This is a genomic window from Gemmatimonadaceae bacterium (assembly GCA_036496605.1).
Taxonomy (GTDB): Bacteria; Gemmatimonadota; Gemmatimonadetes; order Gemmatimonadales; family Gemmatimonadaceae; genus AG2.
Genome location: DASXKV010000062.1, coordinates 1 through 13516, shown reverse-complemented (window position 1 = coordinate 13516; position 13516 = coordinate 1). Strand labels below are relative to the sequence as shown.

The window sequence follows — 13516 nt, the reverse complement described above, 5'->3', positions numbered from 1 at the left end:
GATAGCCTTCGAGCGCACTTCGATGAGCAATCAGTTCGCGAATGTAAGTGCCGATACGAACGCGACGAGGCGCAGTCAGGATGTTCGATCGCAACTGCTGCGGCGAGCCGTTAGATCAAGACCGACTGACTACCCTGACCATTGCGAGGCAATCATGAGAATCGGTAGCTGGCGTGACGTCCTCCCCGAAACGGAGCCAGGGCATAAGTTCATTGGCTCGTTAGGCTCCCGGGTTCCTCCATGCTTCCCTTACTCGTACCGCAGTGCTTGCATCGGATCGATCCGCGATGCTTTGAGCGCCGGGAAGAATCCCGCCAGGAAGGCGACCGTCGCGAGCGCAACTGCCGCCGCGGCGATCACTACTGGGTCATATCCGTTGAGCTGATATAGTAGCGACTGCGCGGCTCGGCCGAGCCCGATCGCCGCGGCGATCCCGATGGCGCCGCCGACCAGCGTCATTGCGCCCACCTGACGTAAGACAAGCCCTCGCACGTTGCTCATGTCGGCACCGAGCGCCATGCGCACACCGATCTCTCGCGTGCGTTGCGTTACGGAGTAGGCCACCACTCCATACAAGCCGATCGCCGCAAGGACCGTAGCGAGGAGCGCGAACGCCAATGTCAGCGTGCTGGTCATCCGGTCGAGGTAGACGTTCTCGTGGACTTGCTGCGGCAAGGTCTTGAGTCCGTCGAGCGGCAGATTGGGATCGATGTTCTTCATCGCCGCTCGGATGGCGCGGATGCTCTGGTCCGTGGGCAACGCTGTTCGCACGTAGAAGGTGTTGTCGCCCACGTCGTAGTTGCGGCCGGCCTGCCGCCTGGGAATCACGAACACCGGAGGAATCTTGTCCTTCACCTTCGAGTATTTCGAATCCTTGGCCAATCCAACGATCTCGATGTTTAGCGAGTCGTTGTATACGGACATGCGCTTGCCGACGGCATTGCGGCCAAGATTGAACTTCTTCGCGAACGTCTCATTCACGATTGCGACTCTCGCGGCGCCCGCGTTGTCCGCAGCGGTGAAGTCGCGTCCCGCAATGAGCGGCACACCGAGTACATGGAAATAGTTCGGCCCCACGACGGTGTAGAGAGACCCCGCGTCGGTATCCGGATCTTTCTTGAATCCCTGGACCGACACGTCTCGGCCCCGGTTGTTGCCCCCGAACAGTGCAACGGTAGACGAGGTGACTCCCCTGACGCCGGGAAGCGCCGCGAGCGCCTGCTCGATTCGGTCGTAGAGCGCTGTAGTGCGGATATCGTCGTATCCGCTGCGCCCCGGCGAGACGCCGAACTGAACGACGTTCTCGATGTGTATGCCGAGATCGACGCGGGCGATGTTCTGGAGGCTCTTGAGGAACAGTCCCGCCGAGATCAGGAGCGCCATCGAGAGCGCGATTTGGACGGTCACGAGCGACGTGCGGAAGCGTGCGGCCCGCCGACCGCCGGAGAGCTTGCCGGAATTGTTGCGCAACTCCGTAACCAGGTCAGGCCGTGTGCTCGAGACAGCAGGGGCGAGTCCGAACAGGACCCCGGTCGCCAGTGATAGCACGGCGGTGAACGCGAATACCGGCGTGCTCAGGTGAAACTCGTATACACGAGCGGCCTCCCTCGACAACAGCGCGGTGATGCCGGCCAACGTCCAGTGGGCGACGGCGACGCTCACGATCCCACCGAGCGCGGCGAGCAGCAACGACTCGGTGAGGAGCTGCGCGATGAGCTGGCGACGCGTGGCGCCGAGCGAGAGCCGCACAGCCATCTCCATGGTGCGGTTCGCGGCACGTGCCAGGAGCAGATTCGCGATGTTGGCGCACGCGATGAGCAGCACGATGCCTGTGACCACCAAGAGCAGCGTAAGGGGCGTTCGTGAGTCCTTGATCGCCGAGCTTTGTCCTTTGCGCCCGTCGGTGAGCTTGATGACTGCGGCCCGGAATTGTGCCGCAGTCGTGGCGCTCAGGCCCTGTTGCATCGGCCACTCCACGTCGGTGATGATCGCGTGGTAGACGGAGTTGATCGAGGCACTCGCCTGGTCGACGGTGGCGCCAGGCGCGAGGCGACCAAAGAGATAGACCCAATGGTCGTTGCGGGCGGTACTCTGTTCTCCCCCCGTCATGACACCGACATTGCTGATCGGAACGAACACGTCCGGACGCGCGCCGAGGGTCGTGCCGTCGAAGGCGCGCGGCGCGACGCCGATGATCGTTAGGTGCTGGCCATTCACCGTGATCTCTTTCCCGAGCACGGCCGGGTCTGCACCGAGGCTGTTCTCCCAGAAGGCATAGCTGAGCACCGTCGCGTTATTCACGCGGACGGCCTGGTCGTCAGTGCGGTCGAACAGGCGGCCGATCGCCGGCTGAATGCCGAGCACCGGGAAATAAGACCCCGATACCAGGACGCCGTCGGCATTGATGGGGGTCTGTCCGGGCATCGAGAGGCTGACCGCAAACGGCATGTGGCCAGCGATCCCACTGAACGCAGTCTTCGCTTTCTCAAGGTCGCGGAACATCGGGTAACTGAAGACCTCGGAACAATCCCCCGCTCGGCCGCAGTTATAGAATCCCACCTGCGGGCCCGTGGTGGCGAGATTGACCAGCCGGTCGGAATGTGGAACCGGCAGCGGCTGCAGCAACATTTCGTTGAACAGCGAGTAGATGGCGGCGTTTGCGCCGATCCCCAGCGCCAGTGACAGGATTGCGACGACTGTCACGAACGGAGTCCTGAACAGCGCGCGGAGTGAGAGTTTGAGATTGCGCATGGCGGACGGGGTTCGAGATCTCCGACGGTGCAAGGCGATCGGCCTGCTCAGTCGAAGCGTTCAGGTGGATGAGACACTCCTATTGATTCGAGAGTTGACGCCAAGCGGTTCGGCTTCTACTCCGGCCGCCACCATGAATGGTGTGGCGCAACTCATACCCCGATTCAGAAACTCATACCCCACGCCTAACGAAGTCGATTGCCCGACCGTCGATCCCCGCGCCAAAAGCCCTTGCCGGGTCGAGACATACGCGCGAGTGGTTTGGGGTATGAGTTCTGGAGACCCCCTGAATGACAAACGGCGGCCGCAGCCGCCGTAAGTGGTTAGCAATTACTGACTTAATCGGGACGGCGGGATTTGAACCCGCGACCCCCTGAACCCCATTATGGTTGAACAGCGTGGTCGACGCGTGCAAAGTCGCTAGAATTCGCACGTTACCGCACCTGACTACCTCGAAAGTCGCGAACGTTTTGGCGCCTTTTGAGGCGCAAAACATACACCAGCATACACCACCGACTGTAACTGGCAGGTGGCAATCAGAGAGCTCACCGCGGGATAAAGTCCCGGATCAAATCGGCGATTTCATCAGCCGCCGTATCGAGCGCGAAGTGGCCTGCGTCGAGCACGTGAACGCGCGCGTTAGGCACGTCGTGCCGATAGGCCTCCGGCTCCGAGCGCTCGAAAGAGAGGTCGTGCTTCCCCCAGATCACGAGAAGATGCGGCTGACGATCGCGCATCCAAGCCTGCCATCTGGGATAAGCCTCGACGTTTGTGCGATAGTCGTAGAAAAGATCGCTTTGAATCTCCGCCTGGCCCGGTTGGCTCAGGAACGCGAATTCGTCCGTCCAGAGATCGGGATCATACCGCTCGACGTTCGGATCATCGCCGACATGGCGTGTGCGTGTCGTAGCAAGGGACAGGAGATTCTTGCGCAGCGCGCTTTCGTTATTGGCACGATCGCCCCAGAACGCGCGGCGAGGGCCCCAGTTCGCACCCAAACCCTCGTTATGCGCTACCGCATCCTGAACAATCAAAGCGTCGACGCGCTCGGAATGCGCGAGCGCCATGCGAAATCCGACCGGCCCGCCATAGTCCTGCATGTAGAGCGTGTAGTGCGCGAGATCGAGTGCCTCGGTGAAATGATTCATGATGTCGGCGATCCGATCGAAGGTATAAGCAAACTGTTTTGGATCCGGCCAGTCGCTGTGGCCGAAGCCAGGATAGTCTGGCGCTACCAGATGATACCGGTCGGCAAGTCGAGCAAAGAGCGGCTCGAACATGCGCGACGACGACGGCAGTCCGTGCAGCAGGAGAATCGTCGGCGCGTCCTTCCGGCCCGCCTCTCGATAAAAGATGGAAAGCCCATCGATCCGGACGGTGCGATAGGCGGTCGGCTTGTCCCGAGCAGCGGAAGCGCCGTCGGATTGCGACAACGACTGTGTCGGTGCGATGGTCATGGGAATCAGGGTTACTCCCGCGAGTCGCAGGAATAGAATCCAACTCAATAGGCCGCGGCAGCGCATCCCGTCGGCGCCGATTACACCGAGACCTCGAGCGTTACTTCCAATTCGACGGGCACGCCGAGCGGAAGGCTCGCGACTCCATAGACGGAGCGGCAGGGGTTCTTGTCCCTGCCGAAAATCTCCTCCAGCAGTTCGGACGCGCCGTCGGCGACCCTGGGCTGGTCGCGCACATCGCCCGACGTGGCGATCATCACCGTCAGCCTAACGATGCGCGTCACCCGGTCCAGCGATCCGAGATGCGCGCGCGCCACGGCGAGCACATTGATCGCGGCGAGGCGAGCCGCCGCCCACCCTGCCTCGACATCGAGCTCGCCACCAACGCGCCCCTGGAACTTCGCTGTCCGACCCTCCGTGGCGAGCACGCCGCTGAGGAAGAGCAGATTACCCGTTTGCACCGCCTCGACGTACCGGCCGAAGGGTTCCGGAGAGCGCGGAAGCTGGAGACTCAGTGCGCGTAGTCGTTCCTCGGCGTTAGGCGGCGCTGGCCTGACACTTTCCGCCACGCGTTCGCTGCCGGTCACGTTTGCCAGTGCTGATTCTCGCATCGATGTGTGGGATGGCGTTCCTAGCCAAACGTGAAGGAGAAGAGCTCGATCCCCGGATCTAGAAACTCGACCTGCATCACGCGATCGACGACCGGCTTCGGCTGACGAATGAGCTGGTACAGCCGCTGCTCGCTCGCGACACCCTTCCCTTGCGAGTCCACGTCGAGTCCACGAGCGCCATTGGGTGGATTACCATCGAGCAAGACACGAAATCGCACCGGACGCGATCCGCTCGGCGGGCCCATGACGAGATGGAGATCGCGGCCATGAAAGCAGTAGGCTAGCCGCGCGTTAGGCTGATTGGGCGAAATGCGGTCCTTGTCGATCGTCCAATCCCCCTGCAGCGCCCATTCATTCTGTCGCAGCTCGGCAGGCAACGCGTAGGTTCGCCGGCGTCGAGGCGCGATGTCGCCAGGAGACGCGAACCGCTCCGTCCGCTCGTAACCGAGATAATTCTCGGGGGACCGGAGGTCACGCCAGTCGGCAGCCGCCTCGAGGCCCCGTCCCTCCACTGAGCTCAGTCCCCCGGTAACGTCGCGCGAACCCGCTTCCGTGAGCAGCTGCTGAACCATTCGTTCGGACGCGGCGTACTCACCTTCACCGAACTGGTGGTAGCGAACGCGTCCTCGACCGTCGAGTAGATACAGGGCCGGCCAGTACTGGTTGTTGAAGCCGCGCCAGATTGCGTAGTCGCTATCAACAGCGATCGGATAGTCGACCTTCAGCGCAGCGACCGCTCTCCTTATGTTGTCTAGGTCGTGCTCGAACGTGAATTCCGGGGTGTGGACTCCGATCGACACCAGCCCGGCGCTCCTGTACCTCTCGGCCCATGCCCGAAAGTATGGAAGTGTGCGAAGCCAATTGATGCAGGTAAACGTCCAGAACTGAACGAGGACAACTTTGCCCTCGAGATCGCCCCGAGAAAGCGCCGACGAGTTGATCCAGGCAGTCGCCATCCCGAGCGCGGAGAGCTCGTCCGAAGCTACCGATCGCTCTGTTGGGGTTGAAGGCTGCTGCCACGAGCGCAACATGTTCAACCTCCCGCCGGCAAGCGTGATTGCTGTTATCTCGAGAAAGGTGCGACGATCGGGCATCGGTCTCATGCGGGCTGGGATGCAAGCCGCTAGCTCACCGCTTCCAGGGCACAAGAGATGGGATGAGCGCCCCGTTGGTTCCATTGTACCATGGTATCGACAGGGCGCGCGTGGCACCCATCGCCCTCGAGGCAACACCAAGGTATGATGGAGATCGGCCCTGGCGACGGTGTACCATCACTTGGTTCTGTGGCACTTTACTGCCGCCCGGTGCAAGACGTGAGCACTCCCTAAAATGATCAATCGACCACTCGTTGCCGTCGTCGACGACGATGAATCGGTACGAGAGTCGCTTCCCGACCTGCTGCGTGAGTTCGGGTTCCGCCCGCAGACGTTCGCGTCGGCGGCGGCATTTCTGGCATCGGCGTCGCTGGACGAGACACAGTGTTTGCTATTGGACATTGCCATGCCCGGGATGACCGGACCCGAGCTGCAGAAGGAGTTGGCGCGTCAGGGTCATTCAATCGGGATCGTCTTCATCACCGCCAACGCCCAGGAGAGCACGCGTTCGCGCTTGCTCGCGACGGGTGCTGTTGATTGTTTGTTCAAGCCGTTCACGGAGTCGGCGCTGCTCACGGCCGTGACCCTGGCCCTCGGACAGAGCCAGTCGACCTCCTCACCGCCACGGTGATTATGGTAGTCGCCCAAGCGTTGCAGGCGCCGCGAACAACGCCGCTAGAGACAGAGAGCAAGCCAGTCGTCTTCGTCGTCGACGACGACGTTTCGGTGCGCGAGTCATTGGAGCTGCTCATCGGGCACAGTGGCTGGCCGTGCGAAACGTTCGCCTCGGCGACGGAATTCCTGGCTCGCCCGCGCGCCCGCAGGCCGAGCTGCCTCGTGCTCGACGTTCATCTGCCAGACTTGAACGGCCTCGAGCTGCAGCAGCGACTCGCCGGTGATCGTCTCGAGATGCCGATCATCTTCATCACCGGCTACGGTGACGTACCGATGACGGTCAGGGCGATGAAGGCAGGGGCTGCCGAGTTTCTCACGAAGCCTTTCGGCGACGACGCATTGCTCGGCGCGATTCAGAGCTCGCTGGAGCGCAGCACCAAAGCGCTCGTGCGTGAGGAGGAACTGCTAGCACTCGAGAATTGCCTTGCGTCGCTCAGCCCACGCGAGCGCGAGGTGATGACACTGGTCGTGACCGGCCAGTTGAATAAGCAGGTGGCCGCGTCACTCGGCATCAGTGAGATCACGGTGAAGGCGCATCGCGGGCGTATGATGCGAAAGATGCACGCCGAATCATTGGCGCAGCTCGTGACGATCGCGGCATTGCTTCGACCGCCTGGGGCCTAACGCTCGGCGCGATCCGCATCGATGATCGCCTGCGCAAATGCCTCGGGCGCTTCCTGGGGCACATTGTGCCCAACCCCTTGCAGCACACGGTGTGAGTAGTGACCACCGAACTGTTTGGCATAGGTGGCTCCATCCGCCGCCGCACCATCGAAATCGCTCGCGATCGTGATCGTCGGGAGCTTGATGAGGGGCGCCGCCGCGAGCCGCTGCTCGAGATCATCGTACCGCGCCTCCCCGTTCGTGAGACTCAGTCGCCAACGATAGTTGTCGATGACGATGGCAACGTGATCCGGATTGTTGAATGAGGCGGCGGAGCGATCGTAAGTGGCGTCAGCGAACTTCCACGTCGGCGACGCAAGCTGCCAGATGAGTCTATTGAACTCATAACGATTCTTGTCGTAGCCACGTCGGCCGCGCTCCGTTGCGAAGTAATACTGATACCACCAGCCGAGCTCCGCGCGCGGAGGCAGCGGCTGCTGGTTCGCCTCGCGATTGACGACGAGATAGCCGCTCACGAGCACGAGCGCTTTGCATCGCTCGGGCCAGAGCGCGCCCATAATGGCGGCCGTTCTCGATCCCCAATCGAAGCCTCCGACGATTGCCTTATCTATCTGGAGCGCATCCATCAGATCGATCATGTCAACGGCCAAGGCGGACTGCTGGCCGTTTCGCGGTGTGTCGTTCGAACGGAATCTTGTCGTGCCGTAGCCCCGCAAAAAGGGCACGATCACTCGATAACCTTTGGCGGTAAGCAGCGGCGCAACGTCTGCGTAGCTCTGAATGTCGTACGGCCAGCCATGCAATAGCATCACAGCCGGGCCGTTTGCCGGCCCGGCTTCGGCGTAACCGACGTTGAGCGTTCCCGCATCGATCTGCTTTACGACCTCGAACCATTTCGATGATATCGGCGCGTCTGCTTGCACGACGCCTTGATTCGAGTGAGATAGACCGCTGTCGCCGGCGACTGGCGCACGAATCGCCGCAAGCGTCATCGCCGCCGCACCCAAGAATTCTCGGCGATCCATCTCTGCGCCATCGATCATGTTTTTATCTCCGAAAAGGCACTGGGCCGATCGCAGGAGTCATTAAGACGTTCTCTGCCCCACCGCTGGGTTACGCAAGGTTCGGAATCCAGCGCGAAGGTCCTCGGTAAGCAGGTGCGGCTGCTCCCACGCCGCGAAGTGGCCACCTTTGTCATGTTTGGCGTAGTAGATCATCTTCGGATACGCGCGTTCGGCCCAGCTTCGTGGTGCGGCGTAGATCTCGTCTGGAAAGACGGTCACGACCACCGGCAGGGCCACTCCTCGCACATCGAAGAATCCTCCCGTCGCCGGTAGCTGGGCCGTGTCCCAGTAGAGACGCGCGGAGGAGATCGCGGTGTTGGTCAACCAGTACATCGTGATGTTGTCGAGAATGTCGTCTCGCGTTAGGCCTTCCTTCTCGCCAGCGAAAACCCGCGCGATGAGGTCGTAGCTGCGTGCGTCATGATCGAGAATCCAGGCCGCGAGACCGACTGGCGAATCCGCGATTCCGTACAGCGTTTGCGGACGGAGTGCCATTTCGTTGGCGTAACCCAGTCCCTTTTTATAGAAGAAGTCGAGCTGATTCCACGCGTTTCGCTCGTCTGGTGAAAGACTGGCCGGCGGTGCTTCGCCCGTCGCCATCGCCTTGCTGATCTCCGCGGGAACCGTTGCCGCCATGTTCGTAGAAATGCCGAGCAACCCCGGCGGTGCTTGGAGCGCCATGACCTCCGAGACGGCGTTTCCCCAATCGCCGCCTTGAGCTACGAACTGAGTGTAGCCGAGCCGGTGCATGAGCGTCGTCCATGCCTTCGCGATGCGCGGTGGATTCCAGCCGGGCGCCGTCGGCTTGGCCGAAAAGCCGTAGCCGGGCAGCGATGGAATCACGACATGAAACGCATCCGCGGCACTGCCACCATGCGCCGTGGGATTCGTGAGCGGCTCGATGATTTTCAACTGCTCGATGACCGAGCCCGGCCATCCATGCGTGACGATTAGGGGAAGCGCGTTCTCGTGCTTGGAGCGCACGTGAATGAAATGGATGTCGAGCCCGTCGATCTCGGTGAGGAATTGCGGGAAAGAGTTGAGCTTCGCTTCGCACTTGCGCCAATCGTGCTCTGTTGCCCAATACCGCGCGAGCGCTTGCGTGGTCGCGAACTGGACGCCCTGAGTTGTATCCGAGACTGTCTCGCGCTCGGGCCACCTCGTCGCTTTGATACGCCGGCGCAAATCGGCCAGCTCCTCGTCCGAGAACTTGACCCGAAATGGACGAATGTCCGTGTTCTTCTCACTAGCCGCTTCAACTTCGGTCATCACACTGGTCATGGCGTTAACTCTCCTGGAGAAACCGGGAAGACCAAGCTGACTCGCAGCAACGCTTGCCGCGGCAGCAGCAACAAAGCGGCGGCGATTGAGGTCGGGCACTTCTGGCATACGATTGGCCTCCGGCCCACCAAGGTGAAAATGCGCCCCGTCCGCGTATGCGATTGCGTGCAATCGACGCGGGAGCAATCTCATTGGTTGTGCGAAAGGCCACGTATTGGACGAAGGTATCGATTGATACCTTCGTATTGGCTACGCGCGCGGTTCTGGCAACGGAATCGAAAACGAGAACGTCGCGCCGCCGCTGTCGTTCGGCGCCGCCCACAACCGGCCGCCGTGGCGCTCGATGATCGATTGACTGACGGACAGGCCGATGCCCATGCCGTTGGCCTTCGTCGTGAAAAAGGCGTCGAAGACCTTGGCGGCATGTTCGGGAGCGAGGCCGACACCATTATCCAGCACTGATAGCTGTACGCCGTCGCGCACCACTGTCTTGATGACGATTCGCCGGTCATCCCGCTCGACTGCTCTCAGCGAATCCACTGCATTGAGCAGAAAATTGAGGATCACTTGCTGAAGCTGGACTCGATCGCCAGTGATGATGGGAATGCCGTCGGCAAAATCCGTCTGCAATGTGACGCGTTGGCGCCGCAGCTCCTGGTGAGTGAGCGCGATGACTTCGCGCGCCGCTTCGTGGATGTCGAACTCTTCCGCGACGATCTCGGTCTTCCGAAAGAGTCCGCGCAGTCGCGTGATCACCTCCGCGGCGCGATTGCCGTCTCTGATCGTCCGCCGTGCCGTCTCCCGCGCGCCGGTCACGTTAGGCGGATCTGCGTCGAGCATCCGGAGGCACGTACTGGCGTTCGTGATGATGCCGGATAATGGCTGGTTGACTTCGTGCGCGATCGATGCCGCCAATGTGCCAAGCGTCATCACTCGCGCGACGTGCGCGAGATCCGATCTGACCTTGTTGAGCGCATCTTCGGCGTGTCGCTGCGCGGTGACGTCCTGCGCTGCCCCGATGCACTCCAGCCGTCCGTCCGCGTGACGGATCGTGCGCCCGAATACGAGAATATGTTTAAGACGCCCATCGGGCATGAGCAGCCGAATTTCATAGTCGGGACTGTCGCTTCCACCGCGCACTGCCGCACTCTTTTCGAAGAAAATCGGAACGTCGTCCGGATGGATCCTCTCGACGAGGCGCGCGAATGTCAGTTTGATGTCGTCCTCGAACTCGAATATCCGACAGAGCTGCTCGGAGAACGAGTGAATGTCGTTGTCCACCAGCCACGAGAAGGAACCGGTCAGGCTGAGGTGCTGCGCGTCCGCGAGCGACGCCTGGCTCCGACGCAGCTCGTCCTCGGCCTCGAGGCGCTCGATGGCGATGCTCGCGATGTGGGTAGCGCGTGCGATGATGTCCTGATGATGGAGTGAGGGGACCGCACGCTTGCGCTGATAAATACATAGCGTTCCAAGCACACTTCCCGTCTTCGAGCGGATCGGCGTGCTCCACACCGACCGCAGTCCATGATCGAGCACGTGATTTCGAACGGGCGCCGTGCACCAGCGTGGATCGGTATCGAAATCCTCCGAGATTACTTGAGTATTCTCATTCGCCGCGATGCCGCAGGGGACGACGTCGCCACGCAACGGCGTCCCAGCAATCGGATCGGTGTAGCTCCGCGGAAGAGACGGTGCAACCGCGTACGCGATGGTTGGGCCGCTCCAGTCGATCGGATGAATGTCGCAGTAGCAATCGGGAGCGGCGCCTTCGACAACCTTGCACAACGCGCTGAGGACGTCCGGCAACGATCGGCCCGATGCAATCAATTCGAGGAGTTGCTTCTCTCCCGCGAGCAGCGTCTCGGCGAGCTTGCGGTCATCGACGTCCGTCAGCAGGACATACCAACGACTAACACGGCCTCTGCTATCGCGAAGGGGAACGCCGCGGTTGTCGAACCATCGATAAACTCCATCATAGCGCTTGAGACGCTGCTCGATTTGGTAGGGAACACCGGCAGCGATCGACCGCCCGAAGATTCCCACTACCTGCGAAAGGTCTTCCGGGTGGACGATTCCGTTCGTGCCCCAGTTTCGCAGTTCCTCGAGCGTCGCGCCGCAATAGTCGAGGATTTGGCGATTCACAGTCTCCACTGCGCCGTCCGGGCTCAAGACGGCGACCAGCCCGGGAATGCCGTCAATGGCAGCGCGCGCATCGAACGCCATTTCGCGCAGTGCTTCTTTCTGTTCCGAGCGGAGTCTCGCCTCGTGCAGCGCAACCGCGGCTTGGCTCGCGCACACGTTCAACAAGAGCCTGTCCTGCGCGCTTGGAAAATCAGCTCGCGCGGCGCCGGCAACGATCACGCCGACGTCCGAGCCGAGGCCAAGACGCACGATCGAGAACGCCAGGTCCTTCGAGAAAAAGGAGCCGCGGGCGGTCGCCGGCCACTGGTCTCGCCGCTCGCCCAACAGATAACGCAGCTGCGCGCCGACGTTCGAGGCGCCGCTGCGCAGCTCAAGACTCGGCGACGCGAGTGCTTCTTCGATCGCCGAGCCGTCGCTCGTCGACGCGAGCGAGATGTAGATAAGATCGAGCGCGAGCATGCCGCGCAGCGCTTCGGTGAGCGTGTGAACGATTTCGTTCGCCCCGTTGCCGCTCCACATCGCGGGCAACGCGACGACGCTGAGAAGGTCGTTCATCGATCGGCGAAGGCTCTGGACCTCCGCGTCTCGCAGATCGATTGTCTCCGCAGCCGTCACGATCACCTCCCCGCTTTGCTCCGCCGTTCGCGCAGGAACTGGTCGGGCGGAACGAAGAATGGATTCTCGTGCAGAACGTCGCCAATGAGCACGATTGGATGCGTGCGCATGATGTCGATGGCCATGTCACCGCTCATCTTCTTCAAATCGTAGACGCAGATGACGATGTCATCGTGGCGGTTCCACACGTCGTTGACCCGTGACTCGAACTCGATGATGTCGTTATGCATCACTGGCGTTTCCGCCACCCAGTCCATGTCGCAGACGATACGGCTGAGGGGGAAATCGCTGTTGGCGCCACTCGCCATGCCCTCGAAGGCGGCAAGCATCCGATCCTGGTCGAACTTGCCGTTGCGCAGATAGGTCTCGGAGTCCAAACGAAGCTCGAGTTGACCCGCGGCTTGTTTCTCGTCCACGTCGAGGCCCGCGGCGGCGAGCCGCTCCAGGTGCTCGCGCTCGTGGCCCGCGCGAACGACGTGCACCGCCTTGTCACCGCGAACGAAGCCATCAACGATGAATGGGACAAGCACGCGGTAGGCTTCGTCGTCGCTGGCGAAGAAGGCGCATACGTGCCGTATCGCACCAAGGTGCGAGCCGCCAAGGCGAGCTGGGGATACCGCCGTGCTCATACAGGACCTCGCGCAACGATGGAACCGTGCCTCGCCGCCGTCGGTGTTGGAAGATGGACTCTCCTGATGGAGATAACCACTCCTCGTTTCATCGTTTCAAGACTGTGCCAGAGAAGCCGTCTCGACGACGACACAAGAGTTTGTCGCTGAGCGTGACACGAATGTGTCGCGATACCACGTCCGATCGCTGGGATTGGTGGGCGCGCGCTGTTTTCTGTCGCGCCTCGGTGGACGAACGTCACGGGGCGCGACGTCGCTACGCGATGACCAAATGCAGTATTGGTCCCGCCATCCTCAAACTGCGGTATGTTCCTGGGCCGCCTGCTTGTTCCACCCGTGGAAGGGCGTGTAGTCGCCCGCATCCCAGCGCTCGCGCAGGCCGGGCGTGCTCAGATCCTCGTCTGGGCGAACCCTGCTCGAGACCGGCCGCAAGTCATGCCAGAGGTCGACGGTCGATGGGCATCCCCGTCGGTCGCGATTGTCACGATCTGCGTGTACGCAACGGCAATCTTCGAGTAGAACGCCGCGAGCTCCGCTGCTGGGGTTCCTTGGGGCAGTGGTGGCCTCGAGCGA

Annotated in this window: 11 protein-coding genes; 2 read left to right on the top strand and 9 right to left on the bottom strand. The window is 61.6% G+C overall.

What is annotated here, in order from left to right; translation table 11 throughout:
* Nucleotides 1-249 precede the first annotated feature (249 nt).
* The 4 genes from VGH98_23995 to VGH98_23980 all read right to left on the bottom strand — a co-directional run bounded on the left by VGH98_23995 (nt 250) and on the right by VGH98_23980 (nt 5913).
* The gene (locus VGH98_23995) at nt 250-2751 is read right to left on the bottom strand and encodes an ABC transporter permease (protein ID HEY2379064.1); all 2502 of its coding nucleotides are present in this window, start codon (nt 2749-2751) and stop codon (nt 250-252) included.
* Nucleotides 2752-3296: 545 nt separating this feature from the next.
* Nucleotides 3297-4208 (bottom strand): alpha/beta hydrolase, encoded by a 912-nt coding sequence (locus VGH98_23990; GenBank protein HEY2379063.1) that lies wholly within the window; start codon nt 4206-4208, stop codon nt 3297-3299.
* Nucleotides 4209-4288: 80 nt separating this feature from the next.
* The gene (locus VGH98_23985) at nt 4289-4819 is read right to left on the bottom strand and encodes a RidA family protein (GenBank protein HEY2379062.1); all 531 of its coding nucleotides are present in this window, start codon (nt 4817-4819) and stop codon (nt 4289-4291) included.
* Between the two features lie 20 nt (nt 4820-4839).
* Nucleotides 4840-5913 (bottom strand): redoxin domain-containing protein, encoded by a 1074-nt coding sequence (locus VGH98_23980; protein HEY2379061.1) that lies wholly within the window; start codon nt 5911-5913, stop codon nt 4840-4842.
* 235 nt (nt 5914-6148) lie between these two features.
* Between VGH98_23980 and VGH98_23975 the strand changes: the two genes are divergently transcribed.
* Entirely contained in the window at nt 6149-6544 is a 396-nt protein-coding gene (locus VGH98_23975) for a response regulator (GenBank protein ID HEY2379060.1), read from the top strand.
* Between the two features lie 2 nt (nt 6545-6546).
* Complete coding sequence (locus VGH98_23970) at nt 6547-7212, top strand: response regulator (protein ID HEY2379059.1); 666 nt, start codon at nt 6547-6549, stop codon at nt 7210-7212.
* Here VGH98_23970 and VGH98_23965 read toward each other — a convergent pair.
* The 5 genes from VGH98_23965 to VGH98_23945 all read right to left on the bottom strand — a co-directional run.
* On the bottom strand, nt 7209-8255 hold the full coding sequence (locus tag VGH98_23965) for an alpha/beta hydrolase (protein ID HEY2379058.1): 1047 nt from the start codon (nt 8253-8255) through the stop codon (nt 7209-7211). The two genes, VGH98_23970 and VGH98_23965, sit on opposite strands and share 4 nt — an antisense overlap.
* Nucleotides 8256-8297: 42 nt before the next feature.
* Nucleotides 8298-9557, bottom strand: a complete 1260-nt coding sequence (locus tag VGH98_23960; protein HEY2379057.1) for an epoxide hydrolase — start codon at nt 9555-9557, stop codon at nt 8298-8300.
* Between the two features lie 249 nt (nt 9558-9806).
* Nucleotides 9807-12314, bottom strand: coding sequence for a PAS domain-containing protein (locus VGH98_23955; protein HEY2379056.1), 2508 nt, complete (start codon nt 12312-12314; stop codon nt 9807-9809).
* A gap of 2 nt (nt 12315-12316) precedes the next feature.
* Entirely contained in the window at nt 12317-12943 is a 627-nt protein-coding gene (locus VGH98_23950) for an MEDS domain-containing protein (protein HEY2379055.1), read from the bottom strand.
* Nucleotides 12944-13237: 294 nt separating this feature from the next.
* Nucleotides 13238-13516, bottom strand: a 279-nt coding sequence (locus VGH98_23945) for a hypothetical protein (protein HEY2379054.1), incomplete at its 5' end; no start/stop codon positions are given.

Bases quoted from the DNA above. Each gene is read 5' to 3' on its own strand.
- VGH98_23960 (HEY2379057.1), bottom strand. From the start codon at position 9,557: ATGACCAGTGTGATGACCGAAGTTGAAGCGGCTAGTGAGAAGAACACG.
- VGH98_23980 (HEY2379061.1), bottom strand. From the start codon at position 5,913: ATGCCCGATCGTCGCACCTTTCTCGAGATAACAGCAATCACGCTTGCC.
- VGH98_23975 (HEY2379060.1), top strand. From the start codon at position 6,149: ATGATCAATCGACCACTCGTTGCCGTCGTCGACGACGATGAATCGGTA.
- VGH98_23965 (HEY2379058.1), bottom strand. From the start codon at position 8,255: ATGATCGATGGCGCAGAGATGGATCGCCGAGAATTCTTGGGTGCGGCG.
- VGH98_23995 (HEY2379064.1), bottom strand. From the start codon at position 2,751: ATGCGCAATCTCAAACTCTCACTCCGCGCGCTGTTCAGGACTCCGTTC.
- VGH98_23985 (HEY2379062.1), bottom strand. From the start codon at position 4,819: ATGCGAGAATCAGCACTGGCAAACGTGACCGGCAGCGAACGCGTGGCG.
- VGH98_23950 (HEY2379055.1), bottom strand. From the start codon at position 12,943: ATGAGCACGGCGGTATCCCCAGCTCGCCTTGGCGGCTCGCACCTTGGT.
- VGH98_23990 (HEY2379063.1), bottom strand. From the start codon at position 4,208: ATGACCATCGCACCGACACAGTCGTTGTCGCAATCCGACGGCGCTTCC.
- VGH98_23970 (HEY2379059.1), top strand. From the start codon at position 6,547: ATGGTAGTCGCCCAAGCGTTGCAGGCGCCGCGAACAACGCCGCTAGAG.